This window comes from Paenibacillus sp. sgz302114, assembly GCF_056120345.1.
Map to the genome: position 1 here is coordinate 34934 of NZ_JBVYOI010000015.1, position 17843 is coordinate 52776.

Below are 17843 nucleotides of genomic sequence, written 5' to 3' on the forward strand. Positions count from 1 at the left end.
ATTCCTCCTCTAATAGTGGCTGTCATTAGGAGGTAACGATGGAGAGCCCAAATCGGTTTGAGCTGAAATGGATTATTTTAAAAAATATTATAGCAATGACTTCTCGTACACGTTAATCCAGAAACCGTCAATGACACTGGCGCCGCGGTGTTCGTAGCCATTATTAAGGAAGAGCTTCTTTGCCCCAAGCTGGTTCGTGAGGGCGTCGAGATAGATGTTGCGGAAGCCGAGCTCCTTCGCCCGCTCTTCAAGCTTCGTCAGCATACGTTGACCGTAGCCGTTCTGCTGGTATTCGGGATGGACGCGCAGCCGCTTGATCTCCGCCGTCTCCTCATCCAGCTTCTTCAGCCCGCCCATTGCCACAACGATTCCATCGGCATTCGTACCGACAATGAAGTCGCCGCCGCTGCTGAGATACTGCGCATCAATATGAAAAATATCATGGTAATGATGGTGCGTCGGCTCCACGCCTGCTGCAGATATGACAAGCAGATGAAGCTGCCAAATGTCGTCGTGGTCGGCTGGGGAATAGCGTCTAATGTGGATCAAGGGGCATCGCTCCTTTTCCGAGACAATCTTTGAAAAAACATGATGACTATGTAATATAATCTAACACAAATACAAGCTATATTGATAGGTTTTTATTGGTTGTCCAACGAAAAATAGGCTTATTCGTTATTTGTAGTTACTTTGTGTTAGGTTTGTGTAAAGAAAAGGATAATGATTGAATAGCGCAAGCATTTGCTCAATAATGAGAGAAAGACGTAACGAGAAGGAGTTGAGGGCGACAATGAAAGTGGTCGTTGTATCGGATACCCATATGACTCGGATGGCGAAGAAGCTGCCGGAGCGGCTAATAGAAGAGTTGAAGAGTGCGGATGCCATCTTGCACGCGGGGGATTGGATGGCGCTGTCGGTGCTGGAAATGCTGGAGCAATATGTGCAGACGGAAGGCGTAGCAGGCAACAACGACGGCAGTGAAATTGTCGCGAAGCTGGGCTGGCGTAAGCTGCTGGAGATTGAAGGCGTGCGAATCGGAATCGTTCACGGTCACAAAGGGACGGGCGGTCGATCGGATACGGAGCTGAATGCGTATCGGGCTTTTGAGAAGGGTCAAGTGGATGTGATCGTGTTCGGTCACTCTCATATACCGGTGAAGCGGGAGCGAGAAGGGGTACTCATGTTTAATCCGGGATCGCCGACGGATAAGAGAAGGCAGGCGCAGTATTCATTTGGGATCCTGACGATTGAGAGCGGTAAGGTGAAGTCAGCGGAGCATATTTTCTACGATAATAAGAATTGAATGTAAAAAGGGGAATGGCTTACGATGAACGCGCAGCAGCACAACTTGCGCAATGTCGGCATCTTTGCCCATGTTGATGCGGGGAAGACGACGACAACGGAGCAGATGCTCTATCTTAGCGGCCATATTCGGTCGCTTGGCAGCGTAGATACAGGAACGACGCAGACGGACTGGCTTGATGTCGAGCGGGAGCGGGGCATTTCAGTGCGGGCAGCGGTAACGCGGCTGACTTGGAAGGATACGCCGATTAATCTGGTCGATACGCCGGGGCATGTTGATTTTTTGTCTGAGGTGGAGCGGTCGCTGCGCGTGATGGACGGCGCTGTGCTGATCATCTCGTCGGTGGAAGGCGTGCAGGCGCAGACGGAGATTATTTGGCAGGCGCTTCGCGACTTGAAGATTCCGACACTGATCTACGTGAACAAAATGGATCGGATCGGCGCCGACCCCTTAGCTGTGCTCGGGCAAATCCATCGGCTGTTCTCGCCGCAGGCGGTACCAATTATGGCGCCTGATGGAGTGGAGGCGGGCTTCGGTGGGGCGGTATCTGTGGTGGACGAGACGGCAGCTGAGTGGGCAGAGGCGTATCGCCGAATGCTGCTGGAAGCGGTGGCGGAGCAGGAAGAAGCGCTGCTTGAGGCTTATTTGGACGGGCAGTCTATCGGCAAGGGGGAGATTGAGGCTGCGCTTGTTGATGGGACGCATCGTTGCGCACTGTTTCCGGTGCTGTTCGGGGCGTCGGGCAGGGGCATCGGCGTTGAGGCGCTGCTGGATGCGGTAGTGGCGTATTTGCCGGGGCCAGGTGGGTCGGAGGATGGCGCGGTGTCGGGCGTAATCTTCAAGATGGAGCGCGATCCTGTCATGGGCAAAATCGCTTACGTCCGACTTTACGATGGCGTGCTGCGCAACCGTGATGTGGTTCTAAACTATAGCCGTGATGTTCAAGATAAAGTGACGCAAATCCGTCGCGTGACCGGGCAAAAGACCGAGGACATTGGCGTGCTGAAGGCAGGGGACATCGCCGCCGTCTATGGGTGGAGTCGGGCGCGGATTGGCGATATTATCGGCAGTCCCGAGGGAGTTCCCGGTGAGATGCGGCTGGCTGTGCCGCTGCTGACGGTGCAGGTGCATTGGCAGAATGCCGCGGAGTATCCGGCGGTCGTGGCTGCTTTTCAGGAGCTGGCGGACGAGGATCCGTTGCTGGATTTGCAGTGGCTGCAGGATGAGCGGGAGCTGCATCTGAAGGTAATGGGGCCGATCCAGATGGAAGTGCTGACATCCATTCTGCTGAGCCGGTTTAAGCTGGTGGTGAGCTTCGGCGCACCGTCCGTCATTTATAAAGAGACGCCGGCATCGGCGGGTGAAGGGTACGTGGCGTATCTGATGCCGAAGCCGTGCTGGGCGATTTTGCGTTTTGTTATTGAGCCAGGCGAGCGTGGCAGCGGACTCGTGTATAAGTCGCTCGTGCGCGGAGAGCGTCTGCTCGAGAGCTACCAGAACGAGGTGGCGCGCCGAGTGCCGGAAGCTTTGCAGCAGGGGCTGCGCGCTTGGGAGGTCACCGATCTCAGCGTGACGCTCGTAGAAGGGGAGCATCATGTGTGGCATACCCATCCGCTGGATTTTGTCATCGCGACGCCGATGGGCATTATGAACGGACTGGCTCGTGTAGGTACAAAGCTGCTCGAGCCGATGCTGCGTTTCCGTTTGTCGGTGCCGGAGGAATACGGCGGCAAGCTCATGAACGAACTCGTCGTCATGCGCGGCGAGTTCGATGCGCCGACGCTTAGGCAGGAGCGCATGGAAATCGAGGGGCTGCTGCCTGTGGCGACAACGCTCGATTTCCCCGCGCGGCTTGGCGCGATGACGAAGGGTCGCGGCACGCTCACGACCTTCTTCGCCGGCTACCGCGAATGCCCGCCGGACGTAGATGTGGAGCGCCAGCGCCGCGGAGTGAATCCGCTCGACGAGGCGAAGTATATTCTCGCGATGCGGAATGCGCTGAGCGGGTAATTGCGTTGGGAGAGGGGATCCTCTCTCAGGGGTTGCGCCGAGTAAACGGTATGGCGCCGTTCCGGCGCGGAGGTCGGTTAGCTGGCGGTGAGAGCGGGAAAACCCGCTGAGAGATCATATACGTGCTCTCAGAGTAAGAATTGGTCGTGATTAGCAGCGAAATAAAGCCGAGAGAACATATATGCTCTCTCGGCAACTAATAACTAGAGAGAGTGCGCTGAGAGAACGTATAGGTTCTCTCAGTGAGTAAAACCTTCGAAAAACGGATGGCAACGCAGTCGAGAGTCACGAAATCCGACTATCGAGCAGCGCAGCAGGCGATTTCGAGATTGAGAGATGTGAAACAAGACTCTCAGTCTAGATAGTTAGTTTAATGTGCAGGCTCGGTCGGGGGCGGGATTGCAACGGTGAGGTAGACGGAGTTTGGTCTAAGACACAAGTCGGCGCTTGATGCCGCCGACGCTCCCGAAGCATCAGCTTCTGGGGCGATACCCGCCCGAGCGGCCGCCCGGGCAATACGCAAAAAAGCTTAGAGTCAGTCCACCTGACTCTAAGCTTTTTTCATTCACGCGTTATGCCGGTCGCCGCGTGTTGTCGGCGATGAGACGACGAGGAACTCCGCCGCCTCGTCGGAGACGTTGCGCACTTGGTGCGGCGTAAGAGGCGGTACCTCTACGCCTTGCTGCGGCTCAAGTGCGACAACCTCGCCGCCCACCTCAATCGCGAGCGCGCCCGACAGTACAAAGAAGAACTGCCGCGCCTGCTCATGATAGTGGCGCACCTCGCTCGTCCCCGCAGGCATGCGCTCGTGGATGACGCTCAGCCGCTCATCCTTCACGAGATGCCAGCCGTCGCACACCTCGCCCCACACGTAGTGCTCCGCGTTGTGTTTGCTTACCTTCATACTCCTGCCACCTTAACCTTACGTATATCCGCGATCGAGACGCCGCCCCACATATTCGCGCATTGCCTACTCACCTTCATCGTTCCGCTTCATAGCTCTGCATGATCGCTCTGCTTCATAGCTCACGAACTCTACCTTCAGCGCATTACCTCCTGCGCCGTCCCAGCCTAAAACCGCATCAGTACCCGCGCTGGTACTGACGCGGGATCCACTCTGCGGCAGCGCCGCTCTTAGCAGCGGTCGCCTGCAGCGCATGCAGCGCCCAGTACGGATCGCGCAACATGCCGCGAGCGACCGCGACGAGGTCGGCGTGGCCATGCGCGAGCGTTGCGTCCGCGAGCTTCGGCTCGTCGAGCAGGCCGACGGCGATGACAGGAACGCCGAGCGCGTCTTTCACCGCGCGGGCCAGTGGCACTTGATAGCCGGGATAGATCGCCGGCTTAACCGAACCAACCGGCGCCTCGCCGCCGCTCGATGCGTGAAAAATATCCACGCCTGCGTCCAGGTACCGCCGGAAGATCTCAATGCCCTCCTCCACGGTATAGCCTCCGTCGGAGAACTCTGCCGCCGATATACGCATAATGAGCGGCATATCGGCCGGCATGACGCTTTTCACGGCGGCAACCACCTCGCAGCCGAACTTGGCGCGATCAAGGCCGTACTCATCCTCGCGCTTGTTCACAACCGGCGAGTGGAACTGATGGATCAAATACCCGTGCGCGCCGTGCAGCTCAATTGTGTCGGCACCAGCTTCAACAGCGCGGCGCGCAGCTTCCTTGAACTTCACGACAAGCCCTTCGATCTCATCAATCCGCAGCGCGCGCGGCGTACGGTAGGACTCGTTGAATGCAATCGCCGATGGCGCAACGGGCTCCAAGGAATCCTCTGCTTTTCGCCCGGCGTGGGCAATTTGGATACCGATCTTCGCTCCGTGACGATGCACTTCATCAATAATCCGGCGATATGCCGGAATTTGCTCATCCGACCATAGGCCAAGACAGCGGTCTGTAATACGGCCGTCCGGCTCAACGTCGGTCATTTCCATAATGATAAGTCCCGCACCGCCTACAGCGCGGGAAACGTAGTGCACATAATGCCATTCATTCGGCGTGCCGTCATTCGCTTCCACGGAGTATTGGCACATCGGCGCCATTACGATCCGATTCTTCAAAGTCAGGCTCTTCGATGCAAAAGGGGTCGATAAACGATTCATCTCACTTCACTCCTCCTTGAGCGTTCGGCTCTTCTTTCTACACAATGAAGAGTATAAACGACTCACTTACATTTTTAAAGTAAAATACAAATCCACACAGACCCGTCACAGCAATTGCCCATCAAATCCGGTATAATAACAGCAACAATCACCAATAGGCAGGGGCTATTTCATCATGATGAACACGCATTTGCAAAATCACACCGCCGCAAAGGCGGACCACGCCAATCAGCTGCTCCAAGAGGCTGAAGCGTACCTGAAACAGTACGGCAGCGAGCTCTCCATCGCAGAACCGGTAATTGCGGCCAGACTGAGTCAAATCACCAGTGAGATCGAGGCGACTGGCACCTATGCGCACACGCTGGAAGAGCTTTCTTACGGCGCAAAGCTTGCTTGGCGCAACAACAACCGCTGCATTGGGCGGCTGTTCTGGGACTCGCTCATTGTGCAGGACGCGCGAAGCGCACGGACCGCGGCTGACGTGGCGCAAGGCGTGTTCAACCATATGGAATATGCCACGAACGGCGGTAAAATATTACCAACGATTACGATTTTCTCACCCGCAATCAACATGGACGAGCCAAGTATCCGACTGTGGAATGACCAGCTGGTTCGTTATGCGGGCTACGAGCGGGAGGACGGCACGGTGCTCGGCGATCCGATCTCTCTCGAGCTGACTCGAGTGTGCGAGCAGCTGGGTTGGCGCGGTGCCGGGACTGCCTTTGACGTGCTGCCGCTCATCGTTCAGATGGGACAAGAACCGCCAGAATGGTTCGAGATACCCGCAGAGCACATCCTCGAAGTGCCCCTGACGCACCCTGATCTGCCTGCTTTTGAAGAGCTGGGTCTGAAGTGGTACGGGGTTCCTTTTGTCAGCAACATGCGGCTTGAGATCGGCGGGCTGCACTATACGGCTGCGCCATTCAATGGATGGTACATGGGGACGGAGATTGGCGCGCGCAATCTGGCGGACCCTTTTCGCTACAATAAGCTGCCAAATGTAGGGAAGCTGATGGGGCTTGATACGAGCCGGGAATCAACGCTGTGGCGCGACCGGGCGCTGGTGGAGTTGAATGTAGCGGTACTGCATTCTTATAAGGAAAAAGGGGTCACGATCGTCGATCACCATACAGCCAGCAAGCAGTTCAGCTTATTTGCGGAGAAGGAGCGGCAGCGAGGCCGCATTCCAACTGGGCGGTGGTCATGGCTTATTCCGCCGCTGTCTCCGGCGACGACGGCCGTTTTTCATACGAGATATGAGGATTTGGAGCAGAAACCGAACTACTTTTATCAGAAAACGCCTTATTCGGAGCAGCAATAATTACATGATCGGCTCCCGAATGTGGTACGATAGGAGTACCGGATTTTTACAGAGATGAACATGCAGCCGCCGCCGTGCTTCGGGAGACGGCTTCGTTTCATTTTGAACGGGTGGCTTGTAAACATAAAAGAGGTGGATGTATTGGCAGGTTTTGAACAATTAGGTATTGGCAAGGAACGGGTGCAATCGCTGCGTACTGAAGGAATTCAGGAGGCGACGCCGATCCAGGAAGGCGCGATACCGGTCATTTTGCAGGGCAGCGATGTTATCTGTCAGGCGCAGACGGGAACGGGCAAGACGCTTGCGTTCCTGCTTCCGATGCTGGAGAAAATCAGAGCGGATCGCGATCAGCTCCAAGGCTTGATTCTGACTCCGACGCGCGAGCTGGCGCTGCAAATTACGACTGAACTGAAAAAGCGGCTTGCAACGCGGGAAGAATTTAGCGTGCTTGCGGTTTATGGCGGACAAGACGTGGAGTCGCAGCTGCGCAAACTGAAGCGTGCGGTTCATATCGTTGTGGCAACGCCGGGGCGTCTGCTGGACCATATTCGCAGAGGGACGATTTCGCTTGGCGCGGTCAAAATGCTCGTGCTTGACGAGGCTGATCAAATGCTGCACATGGGCTTCCTGACTGAGGTTGAGGAAATTATGCAGCAAATGCCTTACCGTAAGCAGACGATGCTGTTCTCGGCGACGATGCCGGCTGGCGTGCGTTCGCTCGCAGCGCGGTTCATGATTGAGCCGAAGGATATTACGGTTCGTACGCAGCAGGTGACGCTGAAGGCGATTCGCCAGCTGGCGGTGGAAGTGAGCGCTAAGGGCAAGGAAGAGCATCTGAAGCGGTTGCTCGGAGAGCACAACCCGTATTTGGGCGTTATTTTCTGCCGGACGAAGAAGCGCGCGAGTGCGCTGAACGATTACTTGCAGGAAAATGGTTTTAGCAGCGACGAGCTGCACGGCGACTTGTCGCAAGCGAAGCGCGAGCAAGTCATGAAGCGGTTCCGCGATGCGAAGCTGCAATTGCTTGTCGCAACAGACGTAGCGGCGCGCGGCCTCGATGTCGAAGGCGTAACGCATGTCTTCAACTATGACATTCCGGAGAATGCCGAGGGCTATATTCACCGGATCGGTCGTACAGGCCGTGCGGGCGAGGACGGAATGGCGATTACGCTAGTGTCGCCGCATGATCGTCTGGAGCTGGCTGCCATCGAGAGAGGCATCCATCAGACGATTCCCCGTGAGAACAGCCGCGGCGGCGTAACAGTCGTTCGCGAAGCGCGCAAGCAGTCGGACAAGCGCGAGGGCGGCGAAGGCGCTCGCCGTGGCGAGGGTCGTAGAGGCGCTGGCGGTGGCTGGTCGGGCGGCCGCTCGGGCGGAGCAGGCCGTGGTGGCCGTGGCGAAGCAGGTGCAGGACGTGGCCGTGGTGAAGCGGGTGCAGGAGCAGGCAGAGGCCGAGGCGAAGCCGGTGGCGAGAAGCGCGCGGGAGCGGGCGGAGCCTACTCGGCAGCAGCGAAGCGCGGCGAAGGCCGCGGCGCGGCGCGCGACACGGTGTCACCGCAATGGGGCGCAGGGACAAGATCGGAAGCGCCTCGCGGTCGTGGCGCAGCGGCGGCGGGATCGTCGCGCAGTGGCGGCGGTGACGCGCAGCGCGGAGGCCGCGGGCGCTACAGCACGCCGGCACGCGAGGAAGGCGCCGGCGTTGCTCCTCGCGAAGCGGGCCGTAGTCGCGGCGAAGGCGCAAGCGGTGCTCGCGAAGCAGGCCGTGGCCGCAGCGAAGACACGCGGGGCCGCGGAGCAAGCGGTGCTTCCGCGCCACGTAGCGGCGGGCGCGCAAGCGCAGCGCCGCAGTTCCCGGGCAGTGGCGAGCGGGGTCGCGGCGGCAGCGGCGGCGATCGGAGTCGCAGCGGTGGCGGCGGTCGTCCGTCGGGCAGTGGTCGCTCAGGCGGCGGACGCTCCGGTGGAGGCAAGCCGAGCGCTGGCGGTCGTCCGCAGCGCGGTCGGTCGCGCTAACGGGTAATAATGAACTTAAAAGCAAGGCACAGGATGAACGTAATCGGTGTCTTGCTTTTTTTTATATATTTACAGCATGGGATGGAAGGTGGAAACGGTATGGCCAAATTAGTGAAACCATCGACGGAGTTGCAGGAAGCGTATATGACCTTTTATGAGGAATGGATCGCGAGCGGAGAAGACATTGTGCCGTGGGTGGTAAGTGTAGATCCGAGCGATTTTGGCGCATATGTGCGCGAGTTGAACGAGGCGCATCTGGAGGAGAAGGTGCAGGAAGGCTGGGTACCGGGTTCGACCTATTGGCTCCTCGACGAAGCGGGCAAGGTGGTTGGAGCAGTCAACATCCGCCACAGGTTGAACCAGAAGCTGCTTGAGAGCGGCGGTCACATCGGCTACGGCGTCATTCCGTCCGAGCGGCGCAAAGGCTACGCATCCCAGATTCTTGCTGAGGCGCTGCAAAAGACAGACGCGCTTGGCATCCGAGAAGTGCTCGTCTGCTGCGACGAAGGCAACATCGGCTCGGAACGCACCATTCTAGGCTGCGGCGGCGAATACGATTCGAGCTTCACCGAAGCGCACGGCAACGTCGTGAAGCGCTTCTGGATCGCACGCAGCGCCAGCTGATTCCGCCCTCTGCACCTGGCGAGCACCAGCTGAACACGCGAGAGCGGAAAAACCCTCTCTCACCGAGTAAACTCGGGCAATTTCACTTTATCTCTGAATTGTGCCGCATTCCAATTCATCCCTATACACGAAGACTGCGCCGGCCTGGAACCGACTCTTCGCGCTAACGAACTCAGCTAAAGCTATTGAGTTGTTTCGGATGGTTTTAATGTTGTAACGAACCGGAATGACGCTATTTGCAGCAAAAGAGCCGCTTTTCCCCAAGAAACCACCCAATAGCGCCATCTCAGTTCGTTACAATTTCAGAATCGCCATATTGGCACGAATAACGTGTGTATGATTCGTTAGACGATGAGCGGACCGCTCGCTGAGAGTGTTTCCTACAAAGCCTCTGGGCTTTATCGCCGTTCCTCATTTTGCTACACTTGAGCTATTACAACTTGGACAGATTTTTCATAAGGAGGGCATTATAGATGACGAAGCTTCGTCCATACATTTATTCCGATAACGCAAGGGAGCAGGCGAACTTCTATGCGGATGCTCTTGGAGGCGAGATTCTCAGTATCCAAACGTACAGCGAGATGCCCGGCGCATCGAAGGATGGGAATGATGGCGTGATGCATCTTGTGCTTCAAGCAGCCGGGCTGCTGTTCTATATGGCTGATGCAGGACCGGTTGAGCGTGGCAACGGGCTTGATCTGACGCTGGAGTTTGAAACGGATGAAGAAGCAGAAGAAGTGTTCGGCAAGCTGGCGGAAGACGGAACGGTCATGATGCCGCTCGAGCGCATGTTCTGGGGTACCCTGTTCGGCCGGGTGATGGACCGCTATGGAGTACGCTGGCAAATCGCAACGCAAGCCGGTATGTAACAGTAGAAGAGCCGTTCACGGTGAAGGCAATTAAGCCTTCGCGTGAGCGGCTCTCGTTATTTAGTCGACGTCCGAGATCTTCCAAACCCCGTTCTCTTGCACGAATACAATCCCTCGGGATCCGACTGGTCCATACTTGTCAAACAAGTACGTAAATGTTACATCCGCAAGTACCGCCCCGGATGGCCGCTCCATGAATTTGATATCCTTCACGCCTGCAATAATCTGCTGCCCTATCCAATTGAATGGCGATTGAAGCTCCCGGCCCTTTGCGAACAGCGAATTAAGCGCGTTCACATCGCGGTTATTCACCGCCGTCACATAGGCATTAATGAGCTTAGCCGCTGCAAGCTTCCGTGAATCAACGGCGTACTTCTCCGGCACAAGCAGCTGCGGCTTTACCGTCAAGTTGGCGCTGCGTACAGCCTGCGCCCAATCGACCGTGCTGCCGAAGGCCGTCGCCGTTGCGCGCAGCGGCAAATACACCGCCCCGTGCAGCAACACTGGCTTAGAGCTAGTGCCTGTGAGCTGCGTGCCGTTCACCCAGACGGAGAGGGAGCGTCCGCCAGCTGCTAGTGGGCCTTTATCCGGCTGCACAGCGCCGAGCAGTGCAGCTTTGTGCGCGGCGTCCCATGTGACCGGCCAGCTGAGCGCATCCGCGAGCGCCCGCATTGGCAGGAGCATGACGCCTTTCTGGACGACGGGTTGCAGCGAAGGGCTGCTTACTGGTACTCCATTAATGGAGAACAGCGGCTTGGCCGGTGCTGTAACGGTCATTTCCGTCGTGCTGGCTAGACTGCCGGTATCGTAGTAGAGCCATCTTTTGCCGAGGCTCAGTGGCTTGAGGGAACCATCGAGCGCCTTGCCGTAGGCAGGCATCGTAAAGGTGAAGTCATAACGCCCTTGTGTAATCGGTGCTTCATAGATGAGCAGCGCTTGGCGGGATGGGTAGTGCACGCCGCTTGCTGACGTAAGACCGCCGAAGCTCCCGTTCTCATTGATAAAGATACGGATCATGCCAGTCTCGCTTGCAGCGTCGTTGCCTTTCATATGAACCGGTTTCCCAATCTGCGGCTTCGACGTGCTGTAAGTAGTCTGGTTTGGCGCGATTAGCAGACTGCGCAGCTCTTTCACTGCTGCAGCATCCTTCGCCATGTAATTGTCGCCGGCATAGCTGAAATAGAGCTTATCCGCGCCGCCAATCATCATTCCGAACGTGCTGTCGTCCGCTAGCGTGACGTTGACCTTAGTCATAAAAAAGAGCAGCATACTGTCCATCGAAGCCGTCTCCATATCCTTCTCCGCCTTGCTCATCAGGCGATTCATGATATCCGCGATCTTCTCGATGGAATGTTGGTCTTCCATCCGCGAGTCGAATAGCGGGACATAAACCATATCGGAATGGCTCATATGAACCTCCGATATATCCTCGGTTTGAAAAGTAACAGCGGATGTGATATCAGCGACCGGTTCGGCCATCACTGCGGGCACGGTAAGAGCGCCGGCCCCCGCCCCAAGAAGCAGAGCAGCAAGTCCTAGCTTCAGTAATCTCGCTTGAATCATGAAGAGTATCTCCTCCTCGAAGTGTTCTTGTAACCGTATAGACTATTCCACTTACGAGAAGGTTGCATCGTAGATGATCTATATCTCTTCAGTCTCCAGTAGGCTCATTGTTGCTTGCAGCAATAGACGGTTTATCCGGCACGTCCAGCGCACTTGTATTAACGAGCTCTTTTTCAAAATTGTACGAGAGATGCAGCACATGAACAGGCGTTCCGTCCTTGGCGCTCAGTTCATAGATGGTTAACGTACCGACCGGGCTAGTCGGCGCTTCGTCCAGTTTCACGGTAAACTCGAAATTGCCCCATTCCGGCGCACCCATATCCGCCATGACTTGGCCTTCGTCAAGCACGTTGTGGCCGTCTTCGAACGAATATCGGAATGCCGCTTCAAAGACTCTTGCCTGCCCTTTGACGGTGAACGATTTGCCCACTTCGCTGTCCTCCGCAGGACCGTAGACACGAAATGCATCATTGCTGGCAACTATAGCTGGTTTGGCAGGCTCGGGTGCAGGACCTGGCGTATTACCGGTATTCGTATTCGAATGATTTGGCGTCGAAGACGTTCCTGCACATCCTGTTGCGAGGATCAGCAGCATAAGGAGGGGGATGATGATCGGCAATCTTCTTCTCATTCCAATCACCTGCTTTTTTCATCTTTTAAAAATCATCTAAATCCTTGCAGAAGCAGTTGTTGCTCTTCTGAAATTAGTATACGCTTGGGAAAGCAGCTTGAATCAAGGATTATAGCGGGAGGTGTTACCCATGTTTGAGTGGAAACGACTGCTCCGGTTCAATCGTTATATCGGTAGAGGAAACGAAGAGATCGACTATCAGTGGCCTACTTCCAAGTTCCCTATCATCAGCATACGTACAAGCGCAGGAACCGGTAAGCCCAAAATCGCTCTTGGACTTATTGCGCTTGGCGATATCGCGATTGGAGTTGTGGCGGCAGGCGGTGTTTCGCTCGGCGTGCTTTCGTTCGGAGCCGTTGCGGTTGGCGGCATGCTTGCGCTCGGTGCGGTTGCGATTGGCAATGGACTGGCAGCGGGTGCAGTAGCCATCGGCGATCTGGCAGTGGGTGCGGTAGCCATTGGACAGTCTGCTGTCGGAGCGGTAGCAATCGGCGAATATGCGCTTGGTGCTGTTGCGCTTGGAGAGCATGTTGCTGGAGTGGTAGCTATCGGTGAACGCGTATACGGCATTGTCGCCATCGGAGAACACGGCTTCGGGCTCGTTCCGATTGTCGGAGATTTTATAAGATGGATTGTCGGCTTGTTCCGCTAGCTTTTAACAAATTTCGCCTTTATGCTACAATGGACAACAAGAAGAGCGTACAAAGGAAGGTTACCGTAAATGGATACCGTTAATATTTTGGGAGTCCCGTTCTCGAAACGGACGATGGATGATACAGTGAAGCTGCTGCAGAAACAGCTGGCGAGCACGGACAAGCCGTTATTCCACTTAATTACGGCGAACCCGGAGATCGTGATGGCAGCAAGAACGAACGCGGATCTGCGGGCGATTGTGCAAGCGGCAGACCTGATTACGCCGGACGGCATCGGTGTCGTGCTCGCTGCCAGATGGCAAGGCGACCACGTGCCGGAGCGGGTAACGGGCTACGATATGCTCGTTAAGCTGCTGGAGGGGGCGAAGAACCAGCCTTTATCGCTGTATGTCGTTGGTGCGGATGAAGAGACGAACGCGAAGTCAGTGGAGATTATTCAAGCTCGTTATCCTGGCGTTACGATCGCTGGACGGCATAACGGCTTCTTCAATGCGGAGCAGGAAGAAGCCCTTGTCGCGGATATCGAGCAGAAGCGCCCGGATATGGTCATCGCTGCGCTTGGTGCACCGTTCTCGGAGAAGTGGATTTATAAGCATAAGAGCCGCATGAAAGCGAAGATTGCTTTTGGCGTTGGAGGCAGTCTCGATGTCATCGCCGGCAAAGTGAAGCGTGCGCCGGTCATTTGGCAGAAGCTCAATGTGGAGTGGCTGTACCGGCTGCTCAAGCAACCGTCTCGCTGGCGCAGACAGCTCGTGCTGCCGAAGTTCGCGCTGACCATCCTTACTTCGCGCAAACCGCGCTAATTCGTGAAGAGTCCTTGGGCTGTTGAAGGGCTCTTTTTTTCAAATTCTAAAGAAAGTATAAGTTTTCGATATCCTTTGCTTGGAATTCACCGCGAAACGTAAGCTTTTGCCGAAAGGACGGCGTCAGCCGTTTTCACTTGTTGTCACAGATCGTTTCGAAACGATGTGATTGCAATCACATCGGCTAGTCGTCTCTTCTCGCTATACTTGAGTCATCATAAGACCAAGCCAATGAAAGCGGGGAGTAAGCTATGCTAAGCGATAAAACGATCCAAATCATCAAATCGACCGTGCCGGTGCTCGAAACCTATGGAACTGCCATTACGAAGCGGTTCTACGAACTGTTGTTTACGCGTTATCCGCAGCTGCTGAACCTGTTCAATCATGCCAACCAGCGGCAAGGCAAGCAGCAGACCGCGCTTGCGAATGCGGTCTATGCGGCGGCGCTGCATATCGACAAACTGGAGATGATTCTGCCGGCGGTGAAGCAGATCGCGCATAAGCACCGCAGTCTCGGCGTGAAACCGGAGCAATATCCAATCGTAGGAGACATGCTGCTTACGGCAATCAAGGATGTGCTCGGCGAAGCGGCGACGGAGGAAATTCTAGGAGCGTGGGCGGAAGCATACGGCATCATTGCAAAAGTGTTCATCGACGTAGAAGCTGGCATGTACGAGGCAGCAGAGCAGCAGCAAGGGGGTTGGGCGGATTACCGGGCATTCCGCGTGGAACGGAAGGTTATTGAGAGCGACGTCATTACTTCCTTCTACCTGGTGCCGCAAGATGGAGGCGCTATTGCTTCTTTTGGGCCGGGGCAGTACGTGAGTGTGAAGGTGGACATTCCGGGTGAAGCCAATACGCATATCCGTCAGTACAGCTTATCCGATGCGCCAGGCAAGCCTTATTACCGAATTACGGTGAAAAGGGAAGAGGCACAGCGGGCCAAACCAGCCGGGAAAGTCTCGGTGTACTTACATAAGCAAGTTCAGTGCGGGGATGTACTCTGGTTGTCGGCGCCGGCAGGCGACTTCACGCTTGATCAGCAGGATGATCGGCCGCTTGTGCTTCTCAGCGGTGGGGTGGGTCTGACGCCGCTAGTCAGTATGCTGAACACGGTCGCAGAAACGAATCCGGGAAGGAGAGTGATCTTCATTCACGCTGCTCAGAATGGCGATGTTCACGCGCTTAAGCAGCAGGTGATGCAGTTGGCTGTTCGACATCCTCAAGTTGCCGTGCACGTTGTTTACGATAAGCCGACGCCTCGTGACCAAGAACTGCAAGCTTACGACAAAGGAGGCTTTATCGATCTTCCGTGGCTTACGAAAGTCATTCCAACGACGAATGCGGCATTCTACTTCTGCGGTCCGGTTCCATTCATGCGGACGATGAATAGCTTACTGAAAGAGCTGGGTGTTAATTCCGAGGACATCCACTACGAGTTCTTCGGTCCAGCAGGTAGTTTGGAAGCGGGCGAGACTGCCGCGCAGGCTCATCCGCAGCTCTAGCAACAGATGCTAGCGGTAACGGGCTATGATTTCTTTCGGGAACGCAGCAGCCGGTTAATCGTCTCGCGGCGCAGTCCGATCAATTGGCCGATTTCGTCCTGCGTTAGCAATTCCGTCAATGTGGCAGGAGCAATGTAGAGCTGGAACCAGCTTTCAAGCTTACGCAGCTTCTCGGCCGGCGTAACCTCGGTTAGCTGATCGATGCGCTGCTGCATCATCCGAAGTTTATTTTGCAGCTGAAGAGCGACTTGGCGGCATCGTTCGGAATCCTGCTCGAGCGCCTCATACCAAGCGGCCTCGGGAAGAACATCGACCTCGCAAGTCACGAGCGCGACAGCCGAGCCGTTGTACGGATTCGGGCTTATGAGCGAATGATGGGGGATTGTCTCGCCCGGAACGATAATGTTCACGATGAACTGCGAGCCGTCTTCATGAACGCGAACGATCTTCAGCATACCGGACTTCAGATGATACAACGGTCCATATTCACCTTGCCGAAATAGCATTTCACCTTTATGTAGAATCATAGCGCATGTCTCCTGTATCTCGATAAAAACAAATCGCCCCCATCTTGCCGGTTATGGCAGACTGAGGGCGATTATTAGGTTCTGATCTAGGCAGTCGTTGGTGGAACGAATGTCCGCGCTGCAAATTCAGTATCAAGCATGAAGAACGCATTGCTGTCTTGATCAATCCGCTTCAGCTTGTTAATGATGCTGTCGAACATGGCTTCTTCTTCGACTTGCTCGTCAATGAACCATTTGAGGAACTGCATCGTCGCGTGCTCGCGATCATTCAAAGCAAGGTCGGATAAGTGATATATCCGCTTCGTGACTTCTTTCTCGTGCTCGAAAGCATGCTCGAAAGCATCTAGGATGGAGTTATATTCATTGTTAGGTGTGCCCATGCCGACTAGGGTGGCGCGTTGCCCGCGATCATTTAAGTACTTGTACATTTTCATCGCGTGGAAGCGTTCTTCTTCGGCTTGAACAATAAAGAAATTAGCAAATCCATCGAGACTTTCTCCAGAACAGTAAGCGGCAATTGCCAGGTATACGTGTGCAGAGTAGAACTCGAAGTTCATTTGCTCGTTCAAAGCTTGGCTGAGTGAATCATTCATCATCGGCCGCACCTCCTTATTCAATTGTTTTATAAAAAGAAAAAGAGACGAAGCGTTAGCCCAGTTACAGTAGCTGACAACTTCTTCCCCTATGTTACCATACTATTCCACATTATCCTATCCGGTGCTTTAACTTCTTATACAGTTTCTCAGCGGACGGAGCGACAATGACTTCAGTCTTCCCAACCAGCACCATGCATTGCTTGGAACACAGCTTGCAGTTGCCTAGACAATCCTTCTTCTTCTGCTTCAGATCAGGGAACTCGTGCTTCAAAGCTTTGAAGACGGACTTCGAGCCGTGTTTGAAGTTTCTGCAACAATACTTGATCTTCTTCATCTGTCGATACCGACCTCTTTCGAAACGGTGGTTGGAGTTCACAATATAATGATATTAATTCTCATTCTCACTGTCAATCGTTATTTGCGAATAGTTGTTCACGCGTTGCGCCTCCAAGAGGGTGGCGACAGCCGTTTCAGCTTGCTTCACGTAGCTTACTGACTTATGATAGGGAACAATCCATGGAATAAAGGAGTTAGTTAGCATGAGTATGAATGGACAGCAGCGTTCCAATATTCGCCCGGGCATTACGGTCGATATTGTATTGAAGAAGGATCAGGCGAGCGGCCTTACGACGCGCGGCGTCGTGAAAGATATTTTGACGAATTCACCGAACCATCCGCATGGCATTAAAGTGAGGCTGCAATCAGGCGACGTTGGTCGGGTAAAAGCAGTGATTGAGGGATAAAATCGAAGGCACAGCGATTTGCAACGACGCAGCAAAATGAGTAGGATTAGAGGAAGTAAGCGATTTACTTCATATAGATAAAGGAGCCGCGCTTTCGATGACTCTTCCTCATCTAGCATCAATATTCGTTACGCTGCTCTCCGGCGTCGCCGTTATGTTCCTGCGGCTGCGTGCGAGCAATCGGCCGACGACGATGCGCAAAATCATTATTCCGCCGATCGGTATGTCGACCGGCTTTCTTATGTTTGTCGCTCCGGTTACACGGGTGCCTTGGTCGTGGGCGCTGCTTGCTTTTGCCGTTGGCGCGGTGCTCTTCGCATATCCGCTCATTCGCACGTCCAAGCTGGAGCGGGTAGGCGATGACATCATCCTGAAACGGTCCAAAATGTTTATATTTATTCTGCTCGGGCTCCTCATTATCCGCTTGCTTGTCCACGATTTGGTGGAGCAGTCCGTGTCGATTCCACAAACAGGCGGGCTCTTCTTCATCCTAGCATTCGGTATGATTGTCGTATGGCGCGTTGCGATGCTTCAAGCTTTTCTTAAATTGAAAAAGCGGGGGTAACAA

19 protein-coding genes are annotated in these 17843 nt (G+C 55.0%); 11 read left to right on the forward strand and 8 right to left on the reverse strand.

Annotated features, from left to right (window positions below):
* Positions 1-87: 87 nt before the first annotated feature.
* Positions 88-549, reverse strand: a complete 462-nt coding sequence (locus AC0LWF_RS24260; protein WP_474654111.1) for a GNAT family N-acetyltransferase — start codon at positions 547-549, stop codon at positions 88-90.
* Between the two features lie 241 nt (positions 550-790).
* Between AC0LWF_RS24260 and AC0LWF_RS24265 the strand changes: the two genes are divergently transcribed.
* The gene (locus AC0LWF_RS24265; RefSeq protein ID WP_474654112.1) at positions 791-1303 is read left to right on the forward strand and encodes a metallophosphoesterase family protein; all 513 of its coding nucleotides are present in this window, start codon (positions 791-793) and stop codon (positions 1301-1303) included.
* Between the two features lie 24 nt (positions 1304-1327).
* Positions 1328-3313: a GTP-binding protein gene (locus AC0LWF_RS24270; RefSeq protein ID WP_474654113.1), complete on the forward strand. Its 1986-nt coding sequence runs from the start codon at positions 1328-1330 to the stop codon at positions 3311-3313.
* Between the two features lie 565 nt (positions 3314-3878).
* On the opposite strand, the gene AC0LWF_RS24275 is transcribed toward AC0LWF_RS24270, so the two are convergent.
* Both AC0LWF_RS24275 and AC0LWF_RS24280 read right to left on the reverse strand, forming a co-directional pair.
* Positions 3879-4217: a cupin domain-containing protein gene (locus tag AC0LWF_RS24275; RefSeq protein ID WP_474654114.1), complete on the reverse strand. Its 339-nt coding sequence runs from the start codon at positions 4215-4217 to the stop codon at positions 3879-3881.
* Between the two features lie 178 nt (positions 4218-4395).
* Entirely contained in the window at positions 4396-5430 is a 1035-nt protein-coding gene (locus AC0LWF_RS24280; RefSeq protein WP_474654115.1) for an NADH:flavin oxidoreductase/NADH oxidase, read from the reverse strand.
* A gap of 175 nt (positions 5431-5605) precedes the next feature.
* Between AC0LWF_RS24280 and AC0LWF_RS24285 the strand changes: the two genes are divergently transcribed.
* The 4 genes from AC0LWF_RS24285 to AC0LWF_RS24300 all read left to right on the forward strand — a co-directional run bounded on the left by AC0LWF_RS24285 (position 5606) and on the right by AC0LWF_RS24300 (position 10254).
* The gene (locus AC0LWF_RS24285) at positions 5606-6751 is read left to right on the forward strand and encodes a nitric oxide synthase oxygenase (RefSeq protein WP_474654116.1); all 1146 of its coding nucleotides are present in this window, start codon (positions 5606-5608) and stop codon (positions 6749-6751) included.
* A 132-nt stretch (positions 6752-6883) separates the two neighbouring features.
* On the forward strand, positions 6884-8761 hold the full coding sequence (locus AC0LWF_RS24290) for a DEAD/DEAH box helicase (RefSeq protein WP_474654172.1): 1878 nt from the start codon (positions 6884-6886) through the stop codon (positions 8759-8761).
* A gap of 99 nt (positions 8762-8860) precedes the next feature.
* On the forward strand, positions 8861-9385 hold the full coding sequence (locus AC0LWF_RS24295; protein ID WP_474654117.1) for a GNAT family N-acetyltransferase: 525 nt from the start codon (positions 8861-8863) through the stop codon (positions 9383-9385).
* Positions 9386-9858: 473 nt separating this feature from the next.
* A complete protein-coding gene (locus AC0LWF_RS24300; RefSeq protein ID WP_474654118.1) occupies positions 9859-10254 on the forward strand; it encodes a VOC family protein in 396 nt (131 codons plus the stop codon).
* 60 nt (positions 10255-10314) lie between these two features.
* On the opposite strand, the gene AC0LWF_RS24305 is transcribed toward AC0LWF_RS24300, so the two are convergent.
* Positions 10315-11817, reverse strand: a complete 1503-nt coding sequence (locus tag AC0LWF_RS24305; RefSeq protein ID WP_474654119.1) for a stalk domain-containing protein — start codon at positions 11815-11817, stop codon at positions 10315-10317.
* 88 nt (positions 11818-11905) lie between these two features.
* A complete protein-coding gene (locus AC0LWF_RS24310) occupies positions 11906-12448 on the reverse strand; it encodes a Gmad2 immunoglobulin-like domain-containing protein (RefSeq protein WP_474654120.1) in 543 nt (180 codons plus the stop codon).
* A 130-nt stretch (positions 12449-12578) separates the two neighbouring features.
* Here AC0LWF_RS24310 and AC0LWF_RS24315 point away from each other — a divergent pair, with 130 nt between their 5' ends.
* The 3 genes from AC0LWF_RS24315 to hmpA all read left to right on the forward strand — a co-directional run bounded on the left by AC0LWF_RS24315 (position 12579) and on the right by hmpA (position 15409).
* Entirely contained in the window at positions 12579-13100 is a 522-nt protein-coding gene (locus AC0LWF_RS24315) for a hypothetical protein (RefSeq protein WP_474654121.1), read from the forward strand.
* A gap of 69 nt (positions 13101-13169) precedes the next feature.
* Complete coding sequence (locus tag AC0LWF_RS24320; RefSeq protein WP_474654122.1) at positions 13170-13904, forward strand: WecB/TagA/CpsF family glycosyltransferase; 735 nt, start codon at positions 13170-13172, stop codon at positions 13902-13904.
* Between the two features lie 251 nt (positions 13905-14155).
* Positions 14156-15409, forward strand: a complete 1254-nt coding sequence (hmpA, locus tag AC0LWF_RS24325; RefSeq protein WP_474654123.1) for an NO-inducible flavohemoprotein — start codon at positions 14156-14158, stop codon at positions 15407-15409.
* 23 nt (positions 15410-15432) lie between these two features.
* On the opposite strand, the gene AC0LWF_RS24330 is transcribed toward hmpA, so the two are convergent.
* The 3 genes from AC0LWF_RS24330 to AC0LWF_RS24340 form a co-directional block, all read right to left on the reverse strand.
* Positions 15433-15936 carry a Crp/Fnr family transcriptional regulator gene (locus AC0LWF_RS24330; RefSeq protein ID WP_474654124.1) on the reverse strand — a complete coding sequence of 168 codons (504 nt, stop codon included), beginning with the start codon at positions 15934-15936 and terminating at the stop codon, positions 15433-15435.
* A gap of 86 nt (positions 15937-16022) precedes the next feature.
* Positions 16023-16529 carry a ferritin gene (locus tag AC0LWF_RS24335; protein WP_474654173.1) on the reverse strand — a complete coding sequence of 169 codons (507 nt, stop codon included), beginning with the start codon at positions 16527-16529 and terminating at the stop codon, positions 16023-16025.
* A 112-nt stretch (positions 16530-16641) separates the two neighbouring features.
* Complete coding sequence (locus AC0LWF_RS24340) at positions 16642-16866, reverse strand: DUF1450 domain-containing protein (protein WP_474654125.1); 225 nt, start codon at positions 16864-16866, stop codon at positions 16642-16644.
* Between the two features lie 211 nt (positions 16867-17077).
* On the opposite strand from AC0LWF_RS24340, the gene AC0LWF_RS24345 reads away from it, so the two are divergent.
* Both AC0LWF_RS24345 and AC0LWF_RS24350 read left to right on the forward strand, forming a co-directional pair.
* Complete coding sequence (locus AC0LWF_RS24345; RefSeq protein ID WP_474654174.1) at positions 17078-17275, forward strand: YwbE family protein; 198 nt, start codon at positions 17078-17080, stop codon at positions 17273-17275.
* Positions 17276-17372: 97 nt separating this feature from the next.
* Positions 17373-17840 (forward strand): CcdC family protein, encoded by a 468-nt coding sequence (locus AC0LWF_RS24350; protein WP_474654126.1) that lies wholly within the window; start codon positions 17373-17375, stop codon positions 17838-17840.
* Positions 17841-17843 lie beyond the last annotated feature (3 nt).

Bases quoted from the DNA above. Each gene is read 5' to 3' on its own strand.
- AC0LWF_RS24345 (WP_474654174.1), top strand. From the start codon at position 17,078: ATGAATGGACAGCAGCGTTCCAATATTCGCCCGGGCATTACGGTCGAT.
- AC0LWF_RS24315 (WP_474654121.1), top strand. From the start codon at position 12,579: ATGTTTGAGTGGAAACGACTGCTCCGGTTCAATCGTTATATCGGTAGA.
- AC0LWF_RS24300 (WP_474654118.1), top strand. From the start codon at position 9,859: ATGACGAAGCTTCGTCCATACATTTATTCCGATAACGCAAGGGAGCAG.
- AC0LWF_RS24305 (WP_474654119.1), bottom strand. From the start codon at position 11,817: ATGATTCAAGCGAGATTACTGAAGCTAGGACTTGCTGCTCTGCTTCTT.
- AC0LWF_RS24280 (WP_474654115.1), bottom strand. From the start codon at position 5,430: ATGAATCGTTTATCGACCCCTTTTGCATCGAAGAGCCTGACTTTGAAG.
- AC0LWF_RS24285 (WP_474654116.1), top strand. From the start codon at position 5,606: ATGATGAACACGCATTTGCAAAATCACACCGCCGCAAAGGCGGACCAC.
- AC0LWF_RS24330 (WP_474654124.1), bottom strand. From the start codon at position 15,936: ATGATTCTACATAAAGGTGAAATGCTATTTCGGCAAGGTGAATATGGA.
- AC0LWF_RS24350 (WP_474654126.1), top strand. From the start codon at position 17,373: ATGACTCTTCCTCATCTAGCATCAATATTCGTTACGCTGCTCTCCGGC.
- AC0LWF_RS24310 (WP_474654120.1), bottom strand. From the start codon at position 12,448: ATGAGAAGAAGATTGCCGATCATCATCCCCCTCCTTATGCTGCTGATC.
- AC0LWF_RS24320 (WP_474654122.1), top strand. From the start codon at position 13,170: ATGGATACCGTTAATATTTTGGGAGTCCCGTTCTCGAAACGGACGATG.
- AC0LWF_RS24275 (WP_474654114.1), bottom strand. From the start codon at position 4,217: ATGAAGGTAAGCAAACACAACGCGGAGCACTACGTGTGGGGCGAGGTG.
- AC0LWF_RS24295 (WP_474654117.1), top strand. From the start codon at position 8,861: ATGGCCAAATTAGTGAAACCATCGACGGAGTTGCAGGAAGCGTATATG.
- hmpA (WP_474654123.1), top strand. From the start codon at position 14,156: ATGCTAAGCGATAAAACGATCCAAATCATCAAATCGACCGTGCCGGTG.
- AC0LWF_RS24265 (WP_474654112.1), top strand. From the start codon at position 791: ATGAAAGTGGTCGTTGTATCGGATACCCATATGACTCGGATGGCGAAG.
- AC0LWF_RS24340 (WP_474654125.1), bottom strand. From the start codon at position 16,866: ATGAAGAAGATCAAGTATTGTTGCAGAAACTTCAAACACGGCTCGAAG.
- AC0LWF_RS24270 (WP_474654113.1), top strand. From the start codon at position 1,328: ATGAACGCGCAGCAGCACAACTTGCGCAATGTCGGCATCTTTGCCCAT.
- AC0LWF_RS24335 (WP_474654173.1), bottom strand. From the start codon at position 16,529: ATGAATGATTCACTCAGCCAAGCTTTGAACGAGCAAATGAACTTCGAG.